The sequence below is a fragment of the Pseudomonas sp. KNUC1026 genome (assembly GCF_021650705.1).
GTDB lineage: Bacteria > Pseudomonadota > Gammaproteobacteria > Pseudomonadales > Pseudomonadaceae > Aquipseudomonas.
Map to the genome: position 1 here is coordinate 1,116,279 of NZ_CP087138.1, position 26,564 is coordinate 1,142,842.

Consider the following 26,564-nt stretch of genomic DNA (forward strand, 5'->3'; position numbering starts at 1 on the left):
CCAGGGGGTGCAACCTGCCTGAATCAGGCTTTCATGTTATAAACCGGCCCCCTTGGCAGAGGAATGACGAATGAGCAGCGCCTGGATTGAACGCGTGCACGACAACGGCTGGCTGTGGGATGCGCCACCGCAGGAGGCCAGCGCCTGCCTGATCCTCGCCCATGGCGCCGGCGCGCCGATGGACAGCCCGTTCATGAACGCCATGGCGCAGAACCTCGCAGGCCTGGGCATCGCGGTGCTGCGCTTCGAATTCGACTACATGGCCCAGCGCCGGATCAGCGGCGGCAAGCGCCCGCCCAACGCGCAAAAGCAGTTGCTGGAGAAATGGCGTGAAGTCCATGCCCTGGTGCGCACACAGGTGAGTGGGCCACTGGCGATCGGCGGCAAGTCGATGGGCGGGCGCATGGCGAGCCTGGTGGCTGATGAGCTGGAAGCTGACGCGCTGGTGTGCCTGGGTTATCCGTTCTATGCCGCGGGCAAACCGGAGAAACCACGCATCGAGCACCTGGCGGCATTGCGCACCCCCACCCTGATCGTGCAGGGCGAGCGCGACGCGCTGGGTAACCGCGAAACGGTGGCCGGTTACACCTTGGCGCCGAGCATCGAGGTGCACTGGCTGGCCGCCGCCGATCACGACCTCAAGCCGCTCAAAAGCAGCGGCATCAGCCACGCCGAGCACCTGCTCAGCGCGGCCGACCGGGTGGCAGCGTTCGTCAGCGGTTGAAGCGCTCGACCAGCGCGTACTGAGTGGCGGCGGTTCGAGTCAGTGCCTGGCTCAGTTCGGCGCTGCTCATGGCCTGGCCAGTGGTTTCGTCGGCCAGCGCGGCGATGGTGCTGATGTTGCGGCTCACCTCGTCGGCCACCGAGCTTTGCTCCTCGGTGGCGGCGGCGATCTGCGTAGTCATCTCGGTGATGTTGGCCACCGCTTCGCTGATGCCCACCAGCGCCTGGTCGGCTTCCAGCACACGCGCCACGCCTTCTTCAGCCTGGCGGCGGCCGGCGTCCATGGTCTGTACCGCCTCATTGGCCGATTGCTGCAGGCGCGCGATCAGGCCGTGGATCTGCCCGGTCGACTCGCTGGTGCGCTGCGCCAGTTGGCGGACTTCATCAGCCACTACGGCAAACCCGCGGCCCATTTCCCCGGCCCGCGCTGCCTCGATGGCTGCGTTGAGCGCCAGCAGGTTGGTCTGGTCGGCGATGCCCTTGATCACATCCACCACGCCGCCGATCTCGTCGCTGTCGCGGGCCAGTTGCGTGACGGTTTCACCGGTGGTACCCACCGCGGCAGAGAGCCGCTGGATCGCTTCGCGGGTGTCATTGGCGATCAGCCGGCCTTCGCCGGTCAGGCGGTTGGCGCGCTGGGTCGCGTCGGCGGTGCGTTGTACGTGGTTGGCCACTTCCTGGGTGGTGGCAGCCATCTGGTTGACGGCGGTGGCCACTTGGTCGGTCTCAAGCTTCTGCCGCTCCAGGCCCTGGGCGCTGTCGTGGGCCAGCACGTCGGCCTGGCGAGCCTGGCCGTTCAGGTGTTCGGCGGTGTCCTGCAAGCGCGTGAGGCAGGTACGCAGGTGTGCCTGCTGGCTGAGCATCGCCAGTTCCAGGCGGCCTTCAAGGCCAGCGTGGTCGGTGTAGAGGCGGGCGATCAGCGGGTCGACGTTGGCCTCGCCTGCAGCGTCGATCAAGCGTGCCAAACGCGCGCGTTGCAGTTGCGCTACCCACAACCCGGCGGGCACTGAAAGCAGCGCAGCTGCGGCCATGCCCCAGGCGCTGCCCAGCCACAGGCCCAACCCGCAGGCGGCCTGGCTCAAGGCGATGAAGGGCAGCCAGCCCACTGCACCGCTGGCCCAGCGCTGGCGGCTGGAGTGCACCGATTTGCCGGCGTTGATGCGCGCGTACAGCGCTTGCGCGCGGCGTATCTGGTCGGCGTCGGGTTTGACCCGCACCGATTCGTAACCCACCACCTGGCTGTTTTCCAGGATCGGGGTGACGTAGGCGTTCACCCAGTAGTGGTCGCCGCTTTTGCAGCGGTTCTTGACGATGCCCATCCACGGCTTGCCGGCCTTGAGGGTTTCCCACATATGGCCGAACACCGCTGCCGGCACATCCGGGTGGCGAACGACGTTATGCGCAGCACCGAGCAGCTCCTGGCGGGCGAACCCGCTGATCTCCACGAAGGCTTCGTTGCAATAGGTGATGTTGCCGCGGGTGTCGGTGGTGGAAATCAACCGCTGGTGGGCGGGGAAGGTGCGTTCGCGTTCGGTGATGGGCTGGTTGTTACGCATGGCAGATCCGCTTGCAAGGTGACTTGTGCGGGTATCGGCGGGCGCGTGTGAAACTGTAATAAAAGGCAAGGCCCTGGATGGGGGCCAGGGCCTTGCCGGTACTGCTCGGGGTTGCTGAGCCTTGAGCGATCAGAACTTCGCTTCGAGGTCGACCTGCAGGGTGTTGACGTTCAGGTCGTTGTCGGCGCGCTGGGTGGAGCTGGCAGGCAGCGAGTCGGTTTCGGCGAGGAAGTAGGTCACGCCCAGGCCGAAGTTCTTGCTGATGTCGTAGCCCACTTTCAGCTTGTGGCCGCGCGAGCCGGTGAAGCCGTTGGCGAAGTCCGAGTCGGTGAAGCCGCCGACGACTGCGTTACGCTGCACGTCGCGGTAGTTGTAGTCCAGTGACCAGTCGCCCAGCCTGGTCTTGGTACCGGCCAGCCAGCCGGTGTCCTGGTCGCTGTTGGTGGCCTGGTTGTTCACGTACTGGCCGTAGAACGCCAGCGGGATCGGCAGGTTTTTCAGGTCGACCTGGCCAAAGGCTTCGTAGAGGCGGAAGTCGTTGGTGGTGTTGCCGTTACGCGAGATCGTGCCGCTGCCGATCGGGTCCTTGTCGTCGTTCTTGAAGGCGTACACGCTGCCGCCCAAGGTCACTTTCAGCGCGCTGCCCAGGTCGAAGCGAGTACCCAGCTGGCCGCTGAACATCGACAGGTCGTGCTTGTACTGATAACCCTCTCCGTCGACGTTGTCCTTGAGGTTGAAGTAACCGGTGCTGCCGAACAGCTCAACGCCCTGGCCAACGGCCACTTTATAGGTGGCGGCGGCGCCTTCGGGGTTCAGGTCGCCGTCCCAGATGATGTCACCCATGCTCACCCACGGCTGGGCCATCTTGCCGCCGATCAGGTGCAGGTTGGGCAGGGCGTTGGGGTGCCAGTCCAGGTAGGCCTGGTCGACCCACAGTTGCTTCTTGGCGAACGCGGTGGTGCCGTCGGCGTTCAGGTCCTGGTTGGTGGAGCGGCCATCGGAGCTGCTGCCGGTGGCGACGCGGATGCCGCCGTCGACTTCCGGGTTGATCTGGCTGTACACACCGAAGCGGGCACGCACGCGCTCGCGGTCGGCGCTGCGGCTGTTGTCCAGGCGGTTGCCCTGGCTGCGAACGTCTTCGTAACGCACGCGCAGGTCGCCCTTGATCTGGGTCTTGGAGGCCCAGGCCACTTTCTGTTCGAAGGAGGAGAGCTCGTCTTTCTTGGCCTTGACGTCGGCGATGGCCTGGGCCTGGGCGGCGTCAGCCTGTTGCTTGGCCTGGGTTTCCTTGGTCAGTTCGGCCGACAGTTCGCTGTACTGAGCGGCGCTGATCGAACCGTTGGCGCGCAGCATATCGAGCAGCTTGGCGTCGACGGCGGCACTGGCCGGAGCGCTCAGGGCCATCAACAGGCCCGTGCAGAGGGTGGCTCCGGTAAGTGTGGAAACGACACGCATAAGGTTCTCCCTATCGAAAAATGAGGAGGCGACAGCCACCCCGAATACGGTGCGTTTTCGCCGCGAACCTTTTGCTCAAAGGGCTGTCTGGCCGGCGAAAAACTGGCGCAAGTATTGCGAGGGGTAATGACAGAATGATGGCTCGCACATGTCATCTATATGACTGTTTGTCGCTGAAATGTCGCAGGCCAGAGCCTTCCCGGCGTGTATGTGAAAAAAATGTCGATGAATTTTCGCGGTTTGTGAAAGCTTCGCTATCCCGAAGGGGTTTTGGGATACTGCGCAGAACTTCCCCGCCCGGAGGGTGTGATGCCCGTTCAAGTGCTCGACTCGTTGGAGCAGATCAGCGCGCAGCGTTGGGATGCCTTGCTGCCTCGCCAGCAGCCTTTTCTGCGCCATGGCTTTCTGAGCGCGCTCGAAGCCAGCGGCAGCCTGGGGGCCGGCAGCGGCTGGCGGGCCGAGCACTTGCTATTGGAAGAAGGCGGCCAGTTGCTGGCAGCGTTGCCGGCCTATCGAAAGTGGCACAGCTACGGCGAATACGTGTTCGACCACGGCTGGGCCGACGCTTGCCGGCGCGCGGGCATCGCCTACTACCCAAATTGCTCGCGGCAGTGCCGTTCAGCCCGGTCACCGGCCCCCGGGTGCTGGCGGCGAGCGCGGATGCAGCACGCCGCCTGGTCGAGGCATTGCCGCAGCATATCGAGGTGCAGGGGCTCTCCAGCGCCCACGTCAACTTCACCGAGCCCGACCTGGACGCGCTGATGGTGAGCCAACCTGGCTGGCTTGAGCGTTGGGGGTGCCAGTACCACTGGCACAACCGCAGCTACCGGGACTTTCAGGACTTTCTCGACAGCCTCAGCTCGCGCAAGCGCAAGCAGATGCGCAAGGAGCGTGAACAGGTCGCCGGGCAGGGCATCAGTTTCGAATGGCGCAGCGCCGAGCAGATGAGCGAGGCGGCCTGGGATTTCGTCTACGCCTGCTACGCCAACACTTATCAGGTGCGCGGCCAGGCGCCTTACCTGACCCGCGCATTCTTCAGCCTGCTCGCCGAGCGCCTGCCCGAGGCGATCCGCGTGGTGCTGGCGCACCAGCACGGGCGGCCGGTGGCCATGGCCTTCAGCCTGGTAGGCGAGGGTTGCCTGTACGGGCGCTACTGGGGCTGCCTGGCCGAGTTCGACCGGCTGCATTTCGAAACCTGCTTTTACCAGGGCATGGAGTACGCCATCGAGCAGGGGCTGGGGCAGTTCGATGCCGGTGCTCAAGGGGAGCACAAGTTGATCCGGGGTTTCGAACCGACGATCACGCGCTCCTGGCATTACCTGGTGCACCCCGGGCTGCACAACGCGGTGGCGGAGTTTCTGGAACAGGAAAGGGCAGGGGTGGCGGCCTATGCCGAGCAGGCGCGGGAGGCGTTGCCGTATCGGTGCACCGCGCCCGGCTAGCCGGCCTCCCACCAAGGCTCGTGGCGGCTCGCCGCGCGACGCGCACCATCGCTCGGCTCTATATAGCGTTCGAAACGGTGGTAGATTACCGGCAATCGAACCGGCAAAATTATTTTCCGAAAATTGGAATAAGCCTTTTTCTATAGGGCTTGGTGCAAGGTGGTAGACCGGCAAATGTCATTCACCCCATATATTTCTCAAGAAAAAGCCCCCGAGGCGTTGCAGGACCAGATCGTTAAGGTCATGCGCCTGGATGCCGAACTCCACGGCAAAATCCCGCGCCCGCTGCGTGTGCCGATGGCCAATCTGCTGCGCGTGGTCAACTCGTACTACAGCAACAAGATTGAGGGTAACTCAACGTTACCGGCGGACATCTTGCGTGCGGAACAGGTTGCAGGCGGATCTCAGGCGGTCAAAGCCAGCAAGGACTTCCTAGAGATAAAGCGTCACATCGAGGCACAACGCCGCCTGACCGACGACCCGATCAACCCGGTCGAGGTCTGTACTCGGGATACCATCTTGCGCCTGCATCGGGAGTTCTACGCCGGTGTGCCAGACGAGATGCTGGATATCCAGATGAACGAACAGGGTGACGTCGTTCGAATGGTTCCAGGCGTATTCCGTGAGTACGGCGTCAAGGTTGGCCAACACATCGCTCCGACCGCTGAGCAGGTGCACGCCTGTCTTGGCCAATTCGAGCGTGTTTACCGACTGGACTGGATTCACGGCCTGTCGCGCTTCCTCGCGGCTGCTGCTGCACACCATAGGCTGATGTGGATCCACCCCTTCATGGACGGAAACGGCCGTACTGGGCGACTGTTCACTGACCAATATCTGAAGGCCGCCGGTTTTGGCGGCTATGGCCTGTGGTCGATGAGCCGTGGCTTCGCCCGAAACACCGACATGTATTACGACATGCTCAAGGCAGCCGACCACCCTCGCAAAGGCGACCAGGACGGCCGCGGCATCTTGTCGGATAGCGGTCTGATGCGCTGGACTCAGTACTTTACCGACACGGCGCTGGACCAGGTTCAGTACTTCAGCGCTCAGCTTGATCCGGAGAAGCTGGGGGAGCGGATCGATGTGTACTTCGAGATGCGCAGTCGTGGTGCGCTTTCAGACAGCAAGGGCAATCCACTGCCAGAGCTCCGGATCGAAGCCAGGGATGTCTACAAAACTTTGCTCCATATGGGTGACCAGCCACGAGCCGAGCTGCAGGCCAGCCTTGGCGTTGGGGAACGCGCCACCCGTGGCCTGTTGAGCCAGATGGCAAAAGAGGGCTTGATCACCCTCGACGGACGCAAACCGGTATCCCTGAACCTTTCGCGGCATTCGATCGAATTCCTGTTCCCCTACCTCTGGTAGGGGAGCTGGAGCACCATTGGAATGACTGGAAAATACCGACCGTAACAAGACTGATCATCGAGTAGCTGAACGCATTCCAGCCTCCCACCAAGATCAAACCATGGGCAGCTTGCCGCGCGACCCCCACCATCACCAGCGCTCAGATATCCCACCCAAACACATGAAACCGCTCACCCGCAAAGCGCACCTTCACCGGCAGCGAATCGATCCGCCACGCCTCAGCCAGCGGGGTATCGAACTGCGCCGCCACCAGCAACCCCCGAGTGGGGCTGGAGAAGGGCTGGCGCAGGTCGGTGGGCAGCGGGTTGGCGCTTTCGGCGGGGCTGATCACCGTGGCCTGGGCCCAACCGCCATCGGGCAGTTGCACTTCGAGCTTCGAGCCGGGCGCCGAGTGCTCCACATCCTTGGGGTCTAGGTAGATCCACAGCTGTGCCGGGCCTGCTTTCTCCACCCGCAGCAGCGGCGTACCGGGGCCGACGTTCTCGCCCTCGGCGGCAACCACCTCGGCCACTCGGCCTGCGTACGGTGCACTCACGTTCAGGTTCGCCATCTGCCCTTGCAGCCATTGCCGTTCGGCCGCTTGCTGCTGGGCGTAGCGCGCCGCTTCCGAGGCGCCGGCGCCGCCGAACTGGCTGCGCTGGAAGTCCAGCAACTCGGCACGGCGGCGGTCCAGCGCGTTCTGCGCATCGACCAGCTCGCCACGGGTGGCGGCACTGGCGTTGAACATCCGCTGCACGTAGGCCACCCGTTGCTGAGCGCGGCTGACCAGGCTCTGCAGGTTGGCCTGGGCGCGCGCATCGAGTGCAGCCAGGTCGCCCGTGGCGGCCGGTGCCTGCTCGCTGCCCTGCAGAATTGCCAGGCGCAGGTCCCACTCCGGGTTATCCAGCTTCAGCAGTGGCTGGCCGGCCTGCACGTGGTCGCCGGCCTTGACCTGGATCGCCTGGATGCGCCCCGCCTGGCGCGCACGCACCTCCAGCACGTCCAGCCTCACCAGTGCCGGCGCCTCGATGCGGATCAGCGCCAGCCCATAGTTGCCCGCCAGCCACAGCGCTGGCAGCAGGATGAGGAACAGGATGAAGTACCAGCGCAGGCGAAAGGCCAGGCGCTTGCCCGGCGCGTACAGCACCTGAATGCCGGAGTCCTGGGTCGGGTGCTGCTCTTTGGCACTGTTGAAACGTATCTTCATGGGGCTCTCGGGTAGTCGGTCCAGGATTGCCAGTCGATGCCGCCCACGTTGGCCGGGGCCAGCGCAGTGGCCCAGTCGCGGGCCTGGCGTTGCAGGGTGGCGGCGTCTGCGTCGTGCCAGGAGAGGTCGGCGGGTTGGTCACGCTCCACGCTCTGTGCCAGGCGCAGGTGCAACGAGGGCCACTGGCGGCTGATGTCGGCCAGGCGCCGGGCGCTGTTGTGCGGGTTGCGGGTGTACATCATCAGGCTGATGTCGGCTACGCCGAGCCTGGGCAGCTCGCAGGGCACGCAGGGTTGCCGGCGCGCCTGGTCGCTGAACCAGCGCGGGTGGCTGGAGAGCCGCAGCGGCCAGGGGCTGGCCTGCTTGGCCGCCTGAAGGGTCGCCAGCCAGTCGCGCAGGCGTTGGTCCGGCACCGGCCAGCCCAGTTGTTCCACTTCCAGGTCCAGGTGCAGGGCATCGAAAGGCAGTGCTCTGAAACGGCCGATCAGCGCGATCAGTTCCGGGCGTTGGCTGGGCTTGATCCAGGCGGGGTCGCCGAGCAGCAGGTTGACCTTCAAACCCTGTGCATGCGCCTCATCCAGCAGCGCCTGCAATTGCCCGTAGGTGCCGGAAGCGTTGGCAACCTGCAGCGGGCTCAGGCCCAGGTTCAGCTCGCTGATCTGCGCAGCGCGCAGGGCCGCCAGCTCGGCCGGGCGCGTCGCGGCGTCCAGCAGCGCCTGGCTGTGCCAGATGTAGACGCCCTGGGTCCAGTGCTGCGGGCCATCGGGCGCTGGTTGGCCGCCGACACCAGGCGCCTGCCAGCGCAGCAGCGCGCTGCCCATCAACTGGGCGAAAGCGGGGCTGTCGTCGCTGAACAGGCGCAGGGCCGAGTCCTGCAACCACACCGCGTGCCAGGCCGAAATCTGCGCGAAGCCCGCGTTGTAGTGATCTATCTCGGCCTGCAGCAGCTTGAGGCTGGCATCGCCGCCGTCCAGTTCCGTGCGCTGGCGGCGCTCGCCGATGATGCTGTCCAGCGCCTCGCGCCGCTCGCTGCGCCAGGCGTACTCGTTGTAATTGCGCCGCTGCTGCTCCAGCACCTTGCCCAGTTCGCGCAGCAACACGCCACGCTCCTGCTCCATGGCCAGTTGCGCCGCCTGGTAGCGTTGCTCGCCTTCGCGGCGGCGCGCGGTGCCGTAGTCCATCACATCCAGCGGCGCCGAGAGGGTGATGCCGGCGCTCACGCCGTCGCCGACCTTGCTGGCGTCGCTGCGGTTCTCGGCGGTGCCGGCGAGGGTGAAGTAGGCATCGATGGCCGAGAACCAAGGGCGGCGGCGGTCCTGTTCGGCGGCGGCCAAGGTCGCCTGGCGCTGCTCCATGCGTGGGTTGCTCTCGAGCAGGCTCTGCCAGTCACGCAGGGGCCTGGGGTGCTCGGCGAGCGGCTCTGCTGCCGGCTGGTCGCCGGGGGCGATGTCGACGCCAAGGCTGGCCAGGCTGTCGCGGGTGTCGCTGAGCAGGTCGGCCTGCATCTGGCAGCGGCGCGCGACGGCGGTCCATTCGCTGCGCATCAGTTGCGCATCGGCCGGCAGGATCCAGCGGTTGCGCAGGCGCTCGTCGACGGTGGCCAGCGCCTTGTGCTGCGCGGCGGCGCTGTCCTGGCACAGCTGCTGTTCCTGGGTGGCGCGCCACCAGTCGGCGTAGGCGCTGCGCAGTGCCAGGCGTTGCTGGGCGCGTTGCAGGTCACGTTCGATTTCACCGATGCGTGCGTCACGGTTGGCCTGATGCAAAGCCTCGACCTTGCGCCGCATGGCGCCGAACAGCGGGTAGCGCACCCCGATCGAATAGCTGCGGCCAAAGTAACTGTCGCGCTCGTTCTGGGTGACCAGCTCGTTGTAGCGGCCGGCGTTGGCGCCGGCGAAACCTTCCCAGCCGGCTTCGGCATCGCGCTGCTGCGCGGCGGCCTGGCGGGCGCGAAATTCCGCCTCGGCCGAGGCCACGCCACGGCCGTCACCGGCCTGTTGCAGTACGTTGTCCAGCGTCAGTGGCGCGGCGGTAGCGCCCATGGGGGCAGTGCACATCAGTGCCAATAGCAAGCGTTTGGGCATTGAGCTCATTCTTCTGATTCGATAGGCGGGGGTCAGAACCGGTTGGCGCGCTTGAGCACCCACCAAGGGGCCATGCTCGACTCTTCATGGCCGCGGCGCAGGGTTTCGTTGAGGATCGCCACCACGCTCCACAACCGCAGGCCGTACATCGCCAGCGGGTAGATCGGCAGGATCCAGGCCAGGCGCAGGTCCTGGCGTTGCCGCTCGCTGACCATCACGATCAGGCCCAGGTACAGCAGCGTGGCGAGCAGCGCGTAGATCCCATAGATCAGCAGGCTGTAGAAGGCGAAGGCCGCAAACGGCAGCATCAGCAGCGCCACCAGGCTGTAGCCCAGGATGATGAACGGCAGCACCAGCTGGAAGAACAGCCCGCTCACCAGCAGCATGCCGAAGTTTCGCCAGCCCACCAGGCGCGGGTTGAACGCATGGGGATGCTTGCGCATGTAGACGAAATAGAGGTCGCCGTCCCAGCGCAGGCGCTGCTGCAAAAAGCCTTTGAGCGTATGCGGTGCATCGGTGTGGCCGATGGCCTGTGGCTCGAACGGCACGCGCAGCCCGTATTTGCGAAAGTAGCTCTTGATGCGCAGGGTCAGGTCCAGGTCTTCAGCGGTGTGGGTGTCCCAGCCGCCGATGTGCTCCAGGAAACTGCGGCGGAAAGCCCCGAACGCGCCGGACACGTTGTTCACCAGGTTGAATTCGGACAGGCCGATCTTCGACATGTGGATCGACAGCAGATATTCCAGCGCCTGGATGCGCGCTACCAGCGACTGGCTGGCATTGCGCACGCGCAGGCTGCCGGCAACGGCCGGCACCTTGGGGTCCTGGAAGTGGCGCACCATGCGCACCACCATGTCGTTGTCGAACGAGGTGTCGCCATCGACGTTGATGATCACCTCGCCACGGCTGTAGGCAAGGCCTGCGTTGAGCGTGGACACCCGCCCGCCGCGTTGCCACTTGGCGATCGGCCGCACCTGGCGGTTGGCCGGCAGGCGCGCGTCGCGCTTGAAACGCCGCACTGCAGCGGTGGTCGCGCCGTTGGCAGCTGCGCCGTCGATCACCGGGATGATTTCGATGACGCCGGGGTAGGTCTGTTCGGCCAGCGAACGCAGCGTCAGCGCCACTGCATCCCCCTCGCCATAGCAGGTAATGACGCACGACACCCTTGGCAGGTACGGGCTGTGCTGCGGCGTGGCGCTGCGCACCCGGGTGAACCAGCGCAGGATGCCCACCAGCACCAGCAGGTTCATCGGTACTTCCAGCAGCAAAAAGTACGGGAACACCATCAGAAACAACCGCCAGTCGCCGTTCGGCCCGCGGATCTCGTTCAGCCAGGCATGGCCGTGCTCGATCAGCGCCTGCATCAGAGCTCGCCTCCCAGGCGGGCCAGCAACAGGTCAGCGTCCTCCTTTTCCACCAGGTCACGGGGCGCGATGCAGCCGGTGGTGCGCAGCTGGATGTCTTGCAGGTCTTTGCCCACGGAACAGCTCGCTGATGCGGTTCAGGCGCTCGGTCACCAGGCGCAAGCCCACCTGGTCGGTGTGCATCAGCAGCAGCCACAGGTGCTCTTCACTGGTGCGAGTGCAGCGGTCGGTGTCGCGGATCACTTCCTGGATGCGCTCGATCAGGCTGTCGAGCAGGGCGTGGCCACGCTGCGGGCCGAGCCGTTCCAGAGTGCTGCCCAGGTTGCGAAAGCGCATGCCCAGCAATACGAACGAGGGCGCCTTGTGCCGCTGGATCAGTTCGATCTGCCAGTTCAACAGGGTTTTGAAGGTGTTCATGCCGACCATCGCCAGGCGGCTGAAGTATTCATGGCGGGCCTCTTCGAGCCCCTGGCGTGCTACCAGCAGTGCGTTTTCCGAAAGCTGGTAATGATGGATCTCGCGCATCAGCAGTTCGTCGGGCTGATGGTGGGTGCCGCAATCCAGGCAGCGAGCCTCCACGTCTGCATCGACGAAGAAGGCTTTGCAGCCATTGCAGTGGTAGTTCTCCAGCGGCCGGTCGTAGTCGGTGCCGATGTGCCGCAGGCGCGTCAGGCAGTTGGGGCACAGCAAGGCGCCGTCCTTGAGAAATTCGCCCTGCGGGCCGATGTGGCCGCAGGTGAAGCAGTGCATCGAGGGCTGGCGCTGGATGTCCAGGCAATTGCATTCCACGCACACATCGATGTAGTTCAGGTGGCCCGAGCCGCATTGCTTGCACAGGCGGATACGGTCGATCAGCTCGGTGCTCTGGATCAGGTTGCGCTGGGTGAGGTTGGCGATCCAGACCTGCCCGTTGACCGGGCCGTCGGCCATGGCGTCGAGTAGCGGGTACACATGATGTTGCGGCGAGCGCGCGTCGCGCACGGCCAACAATTTGCCGGGCGCGCGCAGCCACAGGTAGGCCAGCAACTGCGCGTCGATGCCCTCCGGCGCGCGGCCGCGATTGAACAGCTCATGGCGCTGTTGCCATTGCTGATATTGCTGGTCGATCACCGCGCGTGCAGCCGGTGCCGGGCCATCGGCCAGCGCCTGAGCGCGCGGGTCGGTGCTGCTGGCGTAGATCAGCTTGAGGCGATAGCTGGCATGCTTGCGCAGGCTGTACAGCAGGGTGGAGGTGTACTCACCGGTGCCATCGAGAATCACGGCGTCGAACGGGCCGGCGGCCAACAGTTCATCCAGGTGTTCGAAGCGTTGCGAATCGGAGAACAGCGGGGTAGAGCGGCTGCCGATTTCGGCAAGGCGGGGGGCGGCGGCGGGGGCCATAGGCGTAAACATCCGTTTCCAGGGTCCGGGGCATTGACGTCCCTTGGAACGGAAAGTTCGGATTTGCACATGAAGATGTAGAAGATTTGTACAAGAAACCTGTGGTGCTATGGCGCTTGTCAGCCGTGAAACAGCCGCCCGCGCGAAGGCGCGGTAGCGGCGTGTACGGCAGGCGAACAGCGGCTCAGTGCACCGAGTTCGCTGCCGGCTGCACCAGGTGCACCAGATGGTCCAGGCCCAGCGAAGTGAGGGTTTTCGGGCTCACCCAGACTTCCAGCGCCACGGCGTGTTCCACACCCACGGTGCGCGCTGCGCCCATGCGGCGAAAATCCAGGCCCAGGCGTTTGAGCAGGCGTTCTACGCCCACGGTGGTCACTGTCACGTAGCGGGCGATGGAATGGTTGACGCCGAACTCCATCAACGAGCGGATGGCCTGGGTTGTGGTTTGCGAGAGTTGCGCCGGCAAGGTGCCGTCCCCCTGGATGGCGAACCGGCTCAGTTCCCAGGTGTGCGCATCGGCCGGTGCCTGGGTGCCGTCGAGCAGTTCAGGGAAAGTGTCGGCCAGCATGTTCGGCCCGCTGGTGGGCAACAGGCGCCAGCAACCGATCACGTCGGCCTGGTTCTCCAACATCATGTAGTAAGGGTCAAGTGCATCGTAACCGTCGATTTCCATGTCGCCGATCAAGGCGACATCCCACTGTTTGCGTATTTTGAAAACTTGCGCACGCAGGCGGTGCATGGCGAACAGTTGGTCGTGGGAGAACTGGTGGCGGGCGCGGATAGAGATTTCCATGACGGACTCCATGTTTTCAGAGAAGTCCCGGATCTTATATTCAGGGTGGATATTGGCTACCCGCCGAAATTGGGAGGTTGTATCACCGGGAAAACGTGGCAAAGTCCAGTGTTTTTACAGCGGTGAAGTCCATGAAACCGAACAAATCTCGAAACTCGGCATTGGTCCGCGAACTGGTGCAGCGGCGGGTCGATCACAATCTGAGCCAAAAGGCATTCTGGGCACGGTTCGGCATCAGCCAGGCAAATGCCAGCCGCATCGAAACTACGGCGATGCTGTCACCGTCGTTATCGATCCTGCTGCAGCTCTATGCCCAGGGCGTGATACCGGACGAGCGCCTGGCGATGTCGGAGGCGCGTGAGTGATGTTGGCGCGGCTTGATCAGGGATTGATCAGGCCCAGTTCGATAGCGCGAACGACGGCCAGGCGGCGGCTGCTGACGCCGAACTTGCGGCGGATATTCTTGAAGTGGAACTCCACCGATGCCGACGCGATGGAAAGAATCACGCCGATCTCCCAGCTGGTTTTGCCCGCAGCGCTCCAGTAGAGCACCTCACGCTCGCGATCGGTGAGTTGCGGCCGTTCGCTGTTCATGCCCAGCAGGCGTGGCGCATGGCCCAGGGTGAAGTCGCGCAGCAGAATGGCGCGGCCCAGCAGTATTTCCATGTCCTTGGCAAAGGCCTTGGGCGAATGGTTGCCATAACTCAGGCTGAGCATGCCCACTTCACCCTGAGGCTCATGAATAGGCAACGTGAAACCCTGGCGCAAGCCATGGTGCGCGGCTTCTTCTGAAAAGTTTTTTTCAGCCAAAGAGCGATAAATAGTGTCGCTCCAGATAATCGGGAACTTGTTTTTCAGGCTGTGCGCAACCACCGGGTCAATGTTGGCATACGCATGGGCATCATATTGAGCCCGCCAGGCACGGCCGAAGTTGCTGTGGATCACCGCGGCGCTGTTATCGGCTGCTTTATTGGGCTTGAGCGCGATAAGAAACTCCGAGGCGCCCATGTTCTTCGCGGCGTGCTGCAACAATCTCAGCCATTCATCCTGCTGCGTTGCGCGAGCGAGCTCATGTAGCTCTTGGGCAAATCCGATCATGTTCTCTCAATGCACGGCCTTGGCCGCCGTAGGCGCAATACAACTCGGGACCTTACTCTTTTGGTTCGGCGGCTTCAAGCGGGTAGGGAAAGCTTCCCGAACACTGCGCAGGCGACCCGGGTCGTGGTAGATCGGCCATGTCGAGCGATGCGCCGATCTTCATCCGAAGCAGTGCCTTATACCCGTGGAGATTTGCTCAGCCGCTCTCCCGCAGGCTGAAGCACCGGTGGGAGGACGGCTTGCCGCGCGACGCGATAATGAATGGCCAAGGGAATCGGTTGCAAAAACCACAGAATCCCCCACGGCCTCAATGATTGACCGTATGGGCCAGCATTACCGACAACTGGCACAGCGGCCTGCCGCTTTGCTCGCGCCACAGGTTGAAGGCCGCCTGCGCTGCGGCAATATCGCGCTGGCTGGTGGGCGCTTTGTCTACCACGCCTTGAGCCACCAGCGCCGCGCATACGTCGTCGGTGAGCACGAAGGTGTCCTTGCCGACCATTCGCAAGAAGCGCGGTGCCGACAGCCCGCCCAACTGGTTGCCGTGCTGGCGCAGGTAGCGCCACAACCCGCTGATGTCTTCCTCCGGCCAGTTGGCGATGAATGCGCCGAAACTGCCATGTTCATGGGCCACATTCAGCACCATCTGCGCGTTGCGCGGTACGCTCTTGAGCTTGCCCAGGTGCCGGATGAGCCGGGCGTCCTGCATCATCCGCTCCAGGTGCTCGGCGCTCATCAGCACCACTTTTTCCGGGTCGAAGCCGAAGAACACTTGCTCGAAGGCCGGCCACTTGGCGTCGACCAGGCTGTGCTTGAGCCCTGCGCGGAAGATGCGCAGGGTCAGGGTCGAAAGGTAGCGATCATCGCTCAGCGCAAGCAGTTCGGCGCGGTCACGCGGCTTTGGCAGCCAGGCCTCTAGTGCGGCCTTCGAGCCGAACCGCTGCAGAGCGAAGTCGTGCAGCCAGGCGTAGTCACGCATGCGGGCCCTCCAGGCGCTGCGCGGTGCGCCCCAGGCGCAGGCCCAAGGCTTTGCACAGCGCGATTTCGTGCTCGTCCAGCGCGCGCTTGCCGTCGTTGCCGGCGTGATGGCTGGCACCGTAGGGCGTGCCCCCGCCACGGGTGTCGAGCAGGGCTTGTTCGCTGTAGGGCAGCCCGGTGATCAGCATGCCGTGGTGCAGCAGCGGCAGCATCATCGACAGCAAGGTGGTCTCTTGCCCGCCGTGCAGGCTGGCGGTGGAGGTGAACACCCCGGCCGGCTTGTTCACCAGCGCCCCGGACAGCCACAGGCTGCTGGTGCCGTCGAGAAAGTACTTGAGCGGCGCGGCCATGTTGCCGAAGCGGGTCGGGCTGCCCAGCGCCAGGCCAGCGCACTGCTTGAGGTCGTCGAGGGTGGCATAGGGCGCGCCGCTGTCTGGCACCGCAGGCGCGGTGGCTTCGCAGTCGCTGGACACCGCCGGCACCGTGCGCAGGCGCGCCTCCAGCCCGGCCTGCTCGACACCGCGGGCGATGTAGCGCGCCATCTCGGCGGTGGCGCCGTGGCGGCTGTAATACAGCACCAGAATGAACGGTTGTGTGCTCATGGCAGGATCTCCAATACCTTTCCAGGCGGCCGGCCGATGATGGCCCGCTCGCCGTTGACCAGGATCGGCCGCTCGATGAGCTTGGGGTGCTCGACCATCGCGGCGATCAACGCAGCGTCGGACAGAGCCGGGTCAGCCAGGTTCAAGCTTTTGTATTCGTCTTCGCCGGTGCGCAGCAGCGCGCGCGCGCCGATGCCCAGCTTGCCGAGCAGCGCTTGCAGCGTGGCGGCGCTTGGGGGCGTTTCCAGGTAACGCACTACCACCGGTGCCAGGCCGAGCGCTTCGAGCAGTTCCAGCGCGCCACGGGATTTGGAGCAGCGCGGGTTGTGATAGAGGGTCAGGTCGGTCATGGGGCTCGCCGCTTCGAATGAGGGGCGCGTATTCACCCGGCATTGTCGAGAGTAGGAGGCCCGGTGCCATGATGCGACGTTGGTTGATGCCCTGGCTGCTCGGGGCATGCTTGCTGGCAGGCGGCTGCGACAGCGACTGGGGCCCCGATGCCCAGGGCCAGGTAGTCAAGGCCGATCAGTTGAAGGGGCAGTGGTGGGTGCTCAACTACTGGGCCGACTGGTGCGGCCCGTGCCGCAGCGAAGTGCCCCAGCTCAATGCGCTGGCCGCAGAGGGCGTCACGGTGCTGGGGGTGAACTTCGATAACCTGCAGGGCGACGAACTGCGTCAGGCTGCCAGCACCTTGGGCATCGGCTTTCGCGTACTCGCCCAGGACCCCGCTCAACGCCTCGATCTGCCCCCCAGCGAAGGCCTGCCGGTGACCTACCTGATCGGCCCCGACGGCAAGGTGCGCGAGCGCCTGGTAGGCGAGCAGACCGCTGTCGGCCTCAAGGCGCGCTTGGCGGCGCTGAAGGGCGCGTAGCCGGCGCGCTGTCGCGAGGCTGCGGCAGCATGCCTTTCAGCACGGTGTCGCGGTCGATGAAGTGGTGTTTGAGCGCGATGAGAGTGTGCCCACCCACCAGCGCCCCGCAGAGCCACGCCACCCAGGTGTGGAACACGCCCACGGCATGCTGCACCGCCTCGTTCGGCGCGATCAGCGCAGGTAATTTGAGCAGCCCGAGCATCCACACCTCATGGCCGCCCGAGGAGCTCCACAGCCAGCCCGACAGCGGCAGGGCCATCAGCGCTATCGCGTAGAGAAACAGATGCCCGGCATGCGCCGCCTTGCGCATCGACGGCGCCATGCTCGCCGGCAAGGGCGGTGCCGGGTGAGTGAGCCGCCAGGCCACGCGCACCACCACCAGCACCAGCACGGTGCTGGCCACCGCCTTGTGCAGGAGGGTGATGCGGTGGTCGGCATTGATGCTGTGCCAATGCACGGCCGAAAGGCCCAGCAACCAGGCGCCCAGCCAGATCGCGGCCATCAGCCAGTGCAGCCATTTGGCGGTGGAGGTGTAGTGGGTGACGGTGTCCATGGGCGTTCCTTGTGCCGGGCCTGGTGCGCTATAGCGCGGCCCGCGCCGGCACTGCAAATCAGGCCGGTTGAGGGTGCGCGCGCGCCAGAATCCAGTCGACGAAATGGCGAATCTTTGGCACTTCGGCCGCGTGCTCCGGGTACGCCATAAAGTGTGCGCCCGGGCTGCGCATCGGATGCGCCACCGGCACCACCAGCTTGCCTTCGGCCAGTTCCTCGGCCACTAGGTAGCGCGGGATCAGCGCCACGCCGCAACCGGCGACCGCCGCGTGAATGCACATGTAGAAAGTATCGAAACGCGGGCCATGGTAGCTGCCTGCCGAATGCAGCCCCTGGGCAAGGAACCAGTCGTGCCAGGCCTCGGGCGCGAGGTGCATTGCAGCAATACGGTGTTGGCCAGGTCCTCGGCGCCGCCAAGCGGTGTGCTGGCCAGCAGGTCGGGCGCGCACACCGTCACCACCTCTTCACCGAACAGCTCAACGCACGTGGCCCCAGGCCAGGTGCCCTGGCCGAAGAAGAACGCAACATCGGCCCGCGACTGGGTGAGGTCGAAGGGTTCGAGCTCGTTGCGGATCTCCAGGTGAATGTTCGGGTACTGCTTGCCGAACCCCTTGAGTGCCGGGATCAGCCAGCGTGCGCCGAAAGTGGGCTGGGTGGCCACCCGCAGCACTTCGGTCTCGCCGCCGTAGGAGAGGATGTAGCGGCTGGACATGTCGATCTGGGTGAGGATCTTGTTCACCTCGGCCAGGTACAGCGAGCCGGCCGGGGTGAGTTGCAGGCGCCTTCGCACCCGCTGGAACAGGTGGTGGCGCAGCATCTCTTCGAGCTGCGCTACCTGCTTGCTCACCGCGCTCTGGGTCAGGTGCAGCTCCTGCGCGGCGCGGGTGAAGCTCAAGTGCCGTGCGGCCGCTTCGAAGCATTGCAGGGCGGTCATGGAGGGGGTCAATCGTTTCGACATGGCGCAACCGCAACAGCCAAAACCGCGACTATACCTCAGCCCTCGGCAGCCTTGCCGGGCGGCGCGGCGCTTTTTCCCACAGCGCATGCGTAGTAAAGTCGCTTTTTGTGACGCTTGTTTCATGCGTGTGCCCAAGGCCTGTTGCACAATGGGCGCCATGTGATATTTCCAGGATCCGCAATGTCTGAATTCCCCCGTTTCGGTGCCTTGCGCACCGGCGTCGCGCTGGCGCTGCTGGCTGCCAGCCTCGCCGGTTGCTCTTCTTCCAAGAAGGCCGGCATCTACGAGCACGAGAGCTTCGACGACTCCGGCACTTTCTCGCGCAACTACCCCGTCAGCGACATGGCCTCCTGCGAGGCGGCGCGCCGTGCGCTGCTGAGCCAGGGTTACATCATCACCAGCAGCGACCCCGAACTGGTCGCCGGCCACAAGAGCTTCCAGCAAACCGCCGACACGCACCTGGAGATCAGCTTCAACGTCACCTGCGCCTCAGACACCACCGCCAACAAAAGCTCGATCGTGTTCGCCAACGCCTTGCTCGACCGCTACGCGCTGAAAAAATCCAATACCTCCGCCAGCCTCGGCGTGGGCGTGCTGGGCTCTGTGTCGATGCCGATCGGCTCCAGCGACGATTCGATGGTCAAGGTGGCCAGCGAGACGGTCGCCTCCGACACCTTCTACGACCGCTATTTCGCCTTGGTGGAGAACTTCCTGCCGCCGGATGCGAAAAAGGCTGCGCATATCGAAGAAAAGCCGAGCAAGGAACTGGGCGTGCCCGAGCAGCCAGCGGCCAAGCCTGCCGAAGCGGCGGCTGCGGCGCCTGCGGCCGCGCCTGCAGGGCATGAAGCCGCCGCGCAGCAGGCGCCTCAGCCTGCCGCCATCGCCCCGGCAACGCCTGCAGACGGTGCACAGCCACCTGATGAGAGCTTAAATTCTCAACCCATAGCGCCGCCGGCAGATGAGCCTCCGATCACCACTGATGAGCGGTGATTAGGCTCTGTACGTAATTGGCAGAAACTCAGCCAAACCCATGCTCCAGGCCATTTGCCGTAGAGTCTCCCGCCATGCAGGGAAAGGAATTTTCTGATGGCCAGTCGATACGATATTTCAGATGAAGCTTGGGGTTTGGTAGCGGATCTTTTCGCAGGTCCGCAGCGCAAAGGCCGCCCCAGCCGCGACGACAGGCAGATGCTCAATGGCATCCCGTGGGTACTCTGTTCGGGGGCACCCTGGCGCGACATGCCGGAGGATTTCGGGCCTTGGTCAAGCGTCTATCAGCGCTTTCGTGATTGGCGAAACCAACGTGTCTTCAGCCAGATGCTCAAACGGCTGCAACTGAAGCTCAATGAAAAAGGCCGCATCGATCTGAAGACCTAGATGATTGACTCGACCGCCATACGCGCTTCCGGCTCGGCCTCCGGCGCGGGTAAAAAGGGGGGCTGACGAACCCGCCGATCATGCTCTAGGCCGCAGCCGCGGGGGCTTCACGACCAAGATTCATATGCTGTGCGACGCTAACGGCATTCCTCTTCGCTTTCTGCTCTCCGGTGGCAACGCAAGCGACATCAACTACGCCCAACCCCTCCTGGACGGCGCCCACCTTCCGACTGTCCGTGGCCGGCCACGCAAGCGTTGCAGATGGCTACTGGCAGACAAAGGTTATGACGCCGAGGCGCTGCGCCAATACTGCGACCGCTATCGAATGCAGCCCGTCATTGAGCGGATGTTCGGCTGGCTCAAAGACAACCGCGGAATGGGTACGCGCTATGACAAGCTGGCGGAGAGCGTTGCCGCTATGGTTTCGCTGGCGTGCTCGTTACGGTGTTTAAAAAAGTTGGTTTCGTACAGAGCCTAACAAAGATTTTGACTCCCTGAACCCAATGGATGTGAAAGAGATCCCGGTAGGGTGCGCAGGCACGCTACCAGATGGGCGTAATATCGTGGTTCGTCCGGATAGCTCAGACGGCAGACCAAAGCTTGAATTACAAGATGGGCGGAATAGAATTAAGGTGAGATATGGCAAAAGTGAATGAGATCTACGAAGATTGGCTGGAAGAATGTTCTGGGCGATATTGTGTAGAAAAGATTTGCGACGACGCGACTGGACTTGAGATTTGTATCTCATCCAGGAGAGATGCGTGCTACTGTTAGTATTAAATTTGACTTGATTGATATGGTTGGCTATCAGGTTTTTAATGATAGTTATATTTTGGCTAGAAATAAATCTCAGCAAAGAAATCCCATTCGCTCAATTTTCAAAGAAAAAAAATTCTATGCTTATAAGTCAAATTAAAGATGAGACTTATGGAGCTGTAGATATTCAGAATCTAAATCACTATTGCTTTCTGTTGGCTGAAGAGTGTGTGGATATTGTTTGTTTTGGCGAGCCCAGCATAAAAATAATACAGGTAAGTAGCTCTTCCTAGATATTTGCTGTTCTTGAGGGTACTTAGCTCCAAGTGGACTCTCTTTTTTCACAGAAGTGGGGAGTGGGGTTAGGCTCTGTACGAAACCAGCTGTTTTAAACACCTCAACGAGTACGCCAGCGAAATCATAGCGGCAAGGCTCTCCGCCAGCTTGTCGTAGCGTGTACCAATTCTGCGGTTGTCTTTTAGCCAGCCGAACATCCGCTCGATGATGTTCCGTTGCGCATATTTGGGCTTGTCAAACAGGCGAGGCAAGCCTGGTTTCGGCTTGCGCTTCATGATTCGCAAGGGAATGACGGGCTCCATTCGATAGCGGTCGCAGTATTGGCGTAGCGCCTCGGCTTCATAACCTAAGCACAGAGCCTACTGACCTTGCCTATCATCTGACGGGTTTCAGGATCGGGAGAGGTAGGAAAGAGCTGTTCCTCCCCCCTGATTGCGAAAATTTTTATCGATGAAGTGGATCAGCTGATTTATAGATAAGTGTCAGTGCTCTGATAGTCATTTCTGGTGTATAGCCTACGAATATCGCTATCCCTGGGTTTGAGGCAAGATTGAATCGCTCCGCTCCTCCAGTAGGTGCCCATATTGAAATGGTAGTAGGTGGGTAGGTCTCCAGGGCGCTCCAAAAGTACTATGAATATCTGCCTGACTCGAATCTACGCTAAGTTTATAAGGTAGCGCCCCTTCGTAAGCAATGGTACTCAGGCGGTCCGGATTGGCCTGGATGTTCAGCTGATAGAATATATCGTCTTTTTCAGTGAATAATAACTCCAGTCCTTTGTGGTTGGTGTAATAGTAATCTGGGGTTTCTTCGACAGCCTTGTTTCGGGTCATTGTCTCAATGCCAAAGACTTTATCGGGAGTTTTCTGACTCGTTCCAAGTAAGGCAATGATTGATTCAATATGTGTGTCATTCATTTGTAGAGTTCCAGTTCCACGTTAATCGAATTGATCTCATGTTCCAGCTCGGCAACGCGTTCTGTCGTCAGTCCGGATTCCAGCAATGCTTGCTCTATGGCCTTAAGATTGTTACCTACGGCTGCACGCAAGTCGTTAGCGTCATGCTCGGCCTTGTCATTAGTGTTCCGTCGGCCGTAGGTCTCACTTTTCTGTTGATGCACCCAATCGGGAATAGCGACTGCAGCAGATTGATTAAGAATAGCCCTTATTGCGCTTTCCGGAAGTTCAGGGTAAGCCCGCTTTAATGAAATACGAATAGCTTTTTGAGAAGGCATATGATCATTCTGGATTCCATCTCCTTTTTCACTTCGTTTGACCAAGTCGAGGTAGGGACCTGTGTCACCGACTTTGACAGGTGGCGCTTTTACCGCCAGGTAAACTGGCGGTAAACCTGAGGTGGCAGGGTACCGGACTATGTAGATTTCATGGTCAAGTACTTCGTATCCCGGTATCACGTTCCCGGTTGCGGGTGTCAATATCTCGGCTGGCCCCGTCGGTGGCTGCACCGCTGAAGGTTCGGGGAGTAGCTCGGTAGAGGGGTCTGGTGGTTGTGCAACGGGGGTTACGGTAATCAAACGTGGGGGTTGATGCAGCACGCCTTGCCAAGCGTTACCAGAGGCCGGGACGCTTGCATCGATTATCTGCGCCGGCACCGAGGCTTCCAGGTTCGCCAGTACGTGTAACTCAATACGGTCCTGGGTTACGCGGGGTATGAGTGCATAAGGAAGCGAAACGGTTTGGCCATGTTCTACGCCAGAAATGTCCAGATCCGGGGCGATGTCAGACAGCGGGACAAGCAGGTGCTTGGGTAGCTCGCTGTTTCCGAGCCGAGAAGGGGCCAGAACGGCCAACGCTCCGTAGACTGCTAAAACCGGGGCGAGCCGAGTGGCCGCAAACTCAGCGAGAACTTTAGCTGTTTCTATCAGCGCTTTTTTTATTGCGCTGTTTAATACGTCCGGGGTGATCTGATGCAGGCCAATCAGGTTGCCGCCGGTTATGATGGAGGGGTAAGTGGTAGCGTTATTAGGTAGGCTCAGAGCCAAAGAACCAGGCCGCGCCATCAATGCAGCATTTTCGGCCAACTGCTTGCCTGCTTGGGCCTGCTCCTGCTGACGCGCGGTTTCCTTTGCATCAGTCAGTTCCTGACGTTTGGAAACACTCTCCGGGCGTTGTAGCAGAGTGCGGACTTGGTCGGCTCTTGCTGCCATCAACGCATGCTCGATGCTAAGTGGGGCAGCATTGCTCAAGCGTTCATGGAATTCGGCCAACGCAACGGGATCACCCCAATGAGCAGGTTCGACGTGAGCCAACACTTGCTCGGTGGTCAGGTTCAAAGGATCGAACGGCAACGTCGTGAGCGTAAGTGCCAGGCTTGCATCTGCTTGAGACTGGTATTGGTTCAACAGCTCGTCGAGCTGGGCAAAGATGTTGAGTGACGCCTCTGAAGTTGGGGCATTCGACAGAGCTGCGTAGAGTGAGTCGGTCTCTACCATTACCTCAGCTCTGACGGCGACTTCACGTTCTGAGCGATGTTGATGGAGCGTCTTCAAGCTTGCCGAAATATCTTCTCTGAAGGTACTTTGGCTGGTGGCCAGGTTTGCTTGTGAAAGAGTGTCGAGGCGAGCAGCTTTAGCCTCGTGCGTTTCGGCGGCAATCGCGTGTGTCAGTGCGGCCTGCAGCCGGTTTTGATATCTCATCCGGCCTTCGTTGGATTGCCACGCACTGAGTGGGAGTTTGGCGAACGCATCGCCTTCATTGATGCTGAGAGGCCAGGGGGTATATAGAGAATTTGCGGAATCGCGATTTTGCGAAGCAAGCAGGTTGTAGGTGTTTTTTAGTTCATTCATCCTGGTGTGACGTTGTGCTAACTGCTTGAGTACAGGTAGCGAGGGTTCTACCGTAGCCGTAATGTCTGACTCGATTGTTGAGTCTATGGCGTTGATCATTGCAGCGGAGATGCTTTGGCGCCGGCTAGAATAGGTCCGGCTTCATCAATGAATTGATTAACAAAGTCAGGATAGAACCAGTGTGGGGGCAACCCAGGTACCGGGTGCTGAATGGGGATGCCCGGAATTATTTGATCGTTTTTTATTTGCTCTTCATCGTCTGGCCATGTGATGTTGGTCGTTCCGAGGGTAATATCTTCTTGCTGCGCCATCAGTGATCCTCCATGTCGAGAGGGAACACTGATGGCAGATGGTTTTTAAAGTAATACGGAAATTATTTCATTGGAATTGATATTGCGAACTGGTTGGGTTGAGGTATCAAGAAGCTATTTTCTTGAACAGTAATTCCCAGGTGGCTAGTTGCTTCGTTTTTTGCGAATCCACTTATTGAAGCGACTTCGTTTCAGCTGTTTTCGGTGGTTCCGAACTCATGAAATCACTTGAAGAAAGCGAGAGGCTCCAGATAGCCCAAACCCTGATTCATTGACTTCAAGCGCAGCTGGGGAGCAGATTAATTTATGCCAGGAATCAGAAAGTTCGTATTGGTATAGCCCGTTGACTATAAATAACTATGGGGCTGTGGAACGACACAGGCACGAGCGAGCGCGACCGGGTTGATACACTTGAGAGCGATATCGAGCTTTGATCTATCAATCTGCCAGCGTACGCCGGTACGCCCCAGGCGTAACGTCACTCCAGCGCTTGAACGCGCGAGTGAACGCTTCGGCCGAAGTAAAACCCAACAAGTAGGCGATCTCACCAAAGCTCAACTCCGTGTCGCGGATGTAAGCCAGCGCGAGGTCCCGGCGGGTGTCGTTGAGCAGCTCTCGAAAGCCCACGCCTTCCTCGGCCAGCTTGCGCCGCAGTGTCCAGCTGGGCATTTTCAGCTGGGCGGCAAGGCCTTCAAGGTCGGGCTCACGCCCGCCGCTGAGCATCGGGCCCAGCAAAGCCACTACGCGCTCGCTCAGGCGCCGGCCACGGGTCAGTTGCTCCAGCTCGTTTCGCACAACAGCAACAGTTGCTGCCAGGTACCGGGGCAGTGCGCCGGGTTGGGCAGGGCCAATTGCTCGTTGGACAGGCGCACGCCATTGCCTTGAGCGTCGAAGCGCACCGGCTGCTGGCACAGTGGCGCATAGGCGTGGGCGTAGTCGGGGGCGGGGAATTCGATCAGCAGTTGCTCGGCCACCAGCGGCTCGCCTGCAAGGGCGCCAAGTTGATGCAGCCAGCCACTGAGCAGGGAGTCGACCACGAAGCGGTTGAAGCGGTTGTAGGGGGCGATGGAGTAGAACCAGAGCCAGGCGCCTGCTGCGTCCTCGGCCAGGTACGAGCGGCCACGATAGTTGCTGGCATACAACGGCTCGAAACGCAGCAAGGTGCGCGCTGCCTCGCGCAGGTTCGGCGCCTGGGCTGCCGCCACCCCGGCCAGGCCCGCCACCGGCAATTGGCACAGCTGGCCCATGCGCAAGCCCAGCGCCGGGTCCGCGGCGAGGGCCATGGCGGCATGGCCCAGGCGCATGTAGCGCGGGATCGAAAGCCGTGCGCCCGGCTCGGCGAGGCGTTGAGGGCCCAGGCCGAAGCTTTCGAGCAAGCCTTCGGGCGGGTGGCCCCCAGCGCGCAAAGCCTGGCCCAGCAGGCCTGCGTAGTTGACCGAGAGGTCGCCCAGGCGCAGCCGGGGCGCGTGGTTCACAGCCACAGGTTGACCAGCCGCGCGCCCGGCCCCGCTGAGGCCTCATGCACCTGGCCACCTTGGGCGACGAAGCTTTGCCCGTCGCTGCGCCGGTCCCAGAAGCGCCCTTGCAGGAACACGCCGATGCTCGGCACGGGCAGGGCGGCAGCGGCGCTGGCCCAGCGGGCATGCTCGCCCGCCCAGCCGTCGCCATCGACCCAGGCCGGGATCGCCAATAGCTGTGCGCCGGCCGCCACCAATGCCTGGCCCTGGTCGGTGTCGAGGCTGTCGTGGCCGATCATCACGCCCAGGCGCCCGGCCGGGGTATCGAACAGTGCCGGGGGCGCGCCGGTATCGCTGTCGGCCACTCCGCGCATGGCGCCGGCCAGGGCCTGCCTGGTGGGTTGCCCGATGACCTGGCCATCCGGCCCGAACACCACGGTCACGTTATCGAGCGGCCCACCGCCGGCCTTGAGCTCGCCCTCGTCGAGCCATGGGGTGGGCAGCACGACGCTGCCGGCCACCAGACGTTACGCCGAACTCCTGGGCCAGGCCGCCGAACAGGCGCATGTATTCATGGGCCATGTGCCGGGCTTTGAGGCGCAAGCGCGCATCTGCGGAGCGGTCGGTGTCCTCGGCGCCAAGCCAGGCCCAGGCGAAGCTCAGCGGGTGAGTGGCGGCCAGCCAATGGCTGGCTTCGCTGTGATGGCTGGCCTGGTAGAACTCGCGTTTTTCACCGCGCAGCCATAGCCAGGTGCCGGTGTGCTCGGGCAGCACCACAATCGTGCGCGGGTTGAGCAGCCCCCATTGGCGCGCTTGCGCAAGCCAGGCGTGCAGCTTGAGTTGCAGGCGTGGGAGGTCGTGGTAGTCGGGGGCGAACAGCTCGGCCTGCACCCCAAGCAGGTTGCCGCGCTCGCTCGGCGTGCCCTGGTTCACGGCCAGTTGCACGCGAAGGTCGGCCAGGTAATGCGCAGGCTCGCGTTTCTGCGCCCAATAGCCATAGCCGCCGGCGGCGCCTGCGGTGAGCAGCAGCAACAGGAAAATCAAAAGCTTGCGCATGGGGAACGGCCGGGCAGAGGACGCGCTCAGGGTAGTCGGCCTGCACGCCAGGATCAATAACTTGTCAGTTTCGATCATTGAGCCACTGGCTGCGCCGCTTTAC

The 26,564-nt window shown here is 62.4% G+C and carries 20 protein-coding genes and 6 pseudogenes; 7 read left to right on the plus strand and 19 right to left on the minus strand.

The features are described from left to right. The first annotated feature begins 70 nt into the window (after nucleotides 1-70). On the plus strand, nucleotides 71-724 hold the full coding sequence (locus tag LN139_RS04915; RefSeq protein ID WP_236359013.1) for an alpha/beta family hydrolase: 654 nt from the start codon (nucleotides 71-73) through the stop codon (nucleotides 722-724). Here LN139_RS04915 and LN139_RS04920 read toward each other — a convergent pair. Together LN139_RS04920 and LN139_RS04925 are read right to left on the minus strand one after the other, a co-directional pair. After that, entirely contained in the window at nucleotides 714-2,279 is a 1,566-nt protein-coding gene (locus LN139_RS04920) for a methyl-accepting chemotaxis protein (protein WP_236359014.1), read from the minus strand. The two genes, LN139_RS04915 and LN139_RS04920, sit on opposite strands and share 11 nt — an antisense overlap. A gap of 129 nt (nucleotides 2,280-2,408) precedes the next feature. Continuing rightward, nucleotides 2,409-3,734 (minus strand): putative porin, encoded by a 1,326-nt coding sequence (locus tag LN139_RS04925; RefSeq protein WP_236359015.1) that lies wholly within the window; start codon nucleotides 3,732-3,734, stop codon nucleotides 2,409-2,411. A gap of 309 nt (nucleotides 3,735-4,043) precedes the next feature. On the opposite strand from LN139_RS04925, the pseudogene LN139_RS04930 reads away from it, so the two are divergent. Together LN139_RS04930 and LN139_RS04935 are read left to right on the plus strand one after the other, a co-directional pair. Then, nucleotides 4,044-5,176, plus strand: a pseudogene (locus LN139_RS04930) (GNAT family N-acetyltransferase). 174 nt (nucleotides 5,177-5,350) lie between these two features. After that, nucleotides 5,351-6,541, plus strand: a complete 1,191-nt coding sequence (locus LN139_RS04935) for a Fic family protein (protein ID WP_236359016.1) — start codon at nucleotides 5,351-5,353, stop codon at nucleotides 6,539-6,541. Between the two features lie 139 nt (nucleotides 6,542-6,680). Here LN139_RS04935 and LN139_RS04940 read toward each other — a convergent pair whose 3' ends face one another. The 5 genes from LN139_RS04940 to LN139_RS04960 form a co-directional block, all read right to left on the minus strand. Next, nucleotides 6,681-7,727: an HlyD family secretion protein gene (locus tag LN139_RS04940; protein ID WP_236359017.1), complete on the minus strand. Its 1,047-nt coding sequence runs from the start codon at nucleotides 7,725-7,727 to the stop codon at nucleotides 6,681-6,683. After that, complete coding sequence (locus LN139_RS04945) at nucleotides 7,724-9,808, minus strand: TolC family protein (RefSeq protein ID WP_236359018.1); 2,085 nt, start codon at nucleotides 9,806-9,808, stop codon at nucleotides 7,724-7,726. The genes LN139_RS04940 and LN139_RS04945 overlap by 4 nt, the downstream gene beginning before the upstream one ends. 32 nt (nucleotides 9,809-9,840) lie before the next feature. Beyond that, nucleotides 9,841-11,169, minus strand: coding sequence for a glycosyltransferase family 2 protein (locus tag LN139_RS04950; protein ID WP_236359019.1), 1,329 nt, complete (start codon nucleotides 11,167-11,169; stop codon nucleotides 9,841-9,843). A 57-nt stretch (nucleotides 11,170-11,226) separates the two neighbouring features. After that, on the minus strand, nucleotides 11,227-12,549 hold the full coding sequence (locus LN139_RS04955; RefSeq protein WP_236359020.1) for a diguanylate cyclase domain-containing protein: 1,323 nt from the start codon (nucleotides 12,547-12,549) through the stop codon (nucleotides 11,227-11,229). Nucleotides 12,550-12,733: 184 nt separating this feature from the next. Beyond that, nucleotides 12,734-13,342 carry an acyl-homoserine-lactone synthase gene (locus tag LN139_RS04960; protein ID WP_236359021.1) on the minus strand — a complete coding sequence of 203 codons (609 nt, stop codon included), beginning with the start codon at nucleotides 13,340-13,342 and terminating at the stop codon, nucleotides 12,734-12,736. A gap of 131 nt (nucleotides 13,343-13,473) precedes the next feature. Here LN139_RS04960 and LN139_RS04965 point away from each other — a divergent pair, with 131 nt between their 5' ends. Further along, nucleotides 13,474-13,707 (plus strand): hypothetical protein, encoded by a 234-nt coding sequence (locus LN139_RS04965; protein ID WP_236359022.1) that lies wholly within the window; start codon nucleotides 13,474-13,476, stop codon nucleotides 13,705-13,707. A 16-nt stretch (nucleotides 13,708-13,723) separates the two neighbouring features. Here LN139_RS04965 and LN139_RS04970 read toward each other — a convergent pair whose 3' ends face one another. From LN139_RS04970 to arsC, 4 genes are all read right to left on the minus strand, one after another. Continuing rightward, entirely contained in the window at nucleotides 13,724-14,440 is a 717-nt protein-coding gene (locus LN139_RS04970; RefSeq protein WP_236359023.1) for an autoinducer binding domain-containing protein, read from the minus strand. Between the two features lie 307 nt (nucleotides 14,441-14,747). Further along, the gene (locus tag LN139_RS04975; protein ID WP_236359024.1) at nucleotides 14,748-15,419 is read right to left on the minus strand and encodes a DNA-3-methyladenine glycosylase I; all 672 of its coding nucleotides are present in this window, start codon (nucleotides 15,417-15,419) and stop codon (nucleotides 14,748-14,750) included. Then, the gene (gene wrbA, locus LN139_RS04980) at nucleotides 15,412-16,020 is read right to left on the minus strand and encodes an NAD(P)H:quinone oxidoreductase (RefSeq protein WP_236359025.1); all 609 of its coding nucleotides are present in this window, start codon (nucleotides 16,018-16,020) and stop codon (nucleotides 15,412-15,414) included. The genes LN139_RS04975 and wrbA overlap by 8 nt, the downstream gene beginning before the upstream one ends. Then, nucleotides 16,017-16,370, minus strand: coding sequence for an arsenate reductase (glutaredoxin) (gene arsC, locus LN139_RS04985; RefSeq protein WP_236359026.1), 354 nt, complete (start codon nucleotides 16,368-16,370; stop codon nucleotides 16,017-16,019). The genes wrbA and arsC overlap by 4 nt, the downstream gene beginning before the upstream one ends. Nucleotides 16,371-16,438: 68 nt before the next feature. Between arsC and LN139_RS04990 the strand changes: the two genes are divergently transcribed. Continuing rightward, complete coding sequence (locus LN139_RS04990; RefSeq protein ID WP_236359027.1) at nucleotides 16,439-16,891, plus strand: TlpA family protein disulfide reductase; 453 nt, start codon at nucleotides 16,439-16,441, stop codon at nucleotides 16,889-16,891. Here the strand turns inward: LN139_RS04990 and LN139_RS04995 are convergent. Both LN139_RS04995 and gcvA read right to left on the minus strand, forming a co-directional pair. Further along, nucleotides 16,857-17,444, minus strand: coding sequence for a cytochrome b (locus tag LN139_RS04995; RefSeq protein ID WP_236359028.1), 588 nt, complete (start codon nucleotides 17,442-17,444; stop codon nucleotides 16,857-16,859). The genes LN139_RS04990 and LN139_RS04995 overlap by 35 nt on opposite strands. 58 nt (nucleotides 17,445-17,502) lie before the next feature. Next, a pseudogene (gcvA, locus tag LN139_RS05000) lies at nucleotides 17,503-18,401 on the minus strand (transcriptional regulator GcvA). 180 nt (nucleotides 18,402-18,581) lie between these two features. On the opposite strand from gcvA, the gene LN139_RS05005 reads away from it, so the two are divergent. Next, on the plus strand, nucleotides 18,582-19,391 hold the full coding sequence (locus LN139_RS05005; protein ID WP_236359029.1) for a DUF2242 domain-containing protein: 810 nt from the start codon (nucleotides 18,582-18,584) through the stop codon (nucleotides 19,389-19,391). A 96-nt stretch (nucleotides 19,392-19,487) separates the two neighbouring features. Continuing rightward, nucleotides 19,488-20,256 (plus strand): annotated as a pseudogene (locus LN139_RS05010) (IS5 family transposase). 640 nt (nucleotides 20,257-20,896) lie between these two features. Here LN139_RS05010 and LN139_RS05015 read toward each other — a convergent pair. The 6 genes and pseudogenes from LN139_RS05015 to LN139_RS05040 all read right to left on the minus strand — a co-directional run. Beyond that, nucleotides 20,897-21,178, minus strand: a pseudogene (locus LN139_RS05015) (transposase); the annotation flags it as partial. Between the two features lie 180 nt (nucleotides 21,179-21,358). Next, nucleotides 21,359-21,748: a hypothetical protein gene (locus LN139_RS05020; RefSeq protein WP_236359030.1), complete on the minus strand. Its 390-nt coding sequence runs from the start codon at nucleotides 21,746-21,748 to the stop codon at nucleotides 21,359-21,361. Then, on the minus strand, nucleotides 21,745-23,736 hold the full coding sequence (locus tag LN139_RS05025; RefSeq protein WP_236359031.1) for an S-type pyocin domain-containing protein: 1,992 nt from the start codon (nucleotides 23,734-23,736) through the stop codon (nucleotides 21,745-21,747). Before LN139_RS05025 ends, LN139_RS05020 begins: the two co-directional genes overlap by 4 nt. Continuing rightward, nucleotides 23,733-23,948, minus strand: coding sequence for a hypothetical protein (locus LN139_RS05030; RefSeq protein WP_236359032.1), 216 nt, complete (start codon nucleotides 23,946-23,948; stop codon nucleotides 23,733-23,735). The genes LN139_RS05025 and LN139_RS05030 overlap by 4 nt, the downstream gene beginning before the upstream one ends. Before the next feature lie 438 nt (nucleotides 23,949-24,386). Beyond that, nucleotides 24,387-25,405, minus strand: a pseudogene (locus LN139_RS05035) (AraC family transcriptional regulator ligand-binding domain-containing protein). A gap of 14 nt (nucleotides 25,406-25,419) precedes the next feature. Beyond that, nucleotides 25,420-26,461: pseudogene (locus tag LN139_RS05040) on the minus strand (carbon-nitrogen hydrolase family protein). Nucleotides 26,462-26,564: the final 103 nt, after the last annotated feature.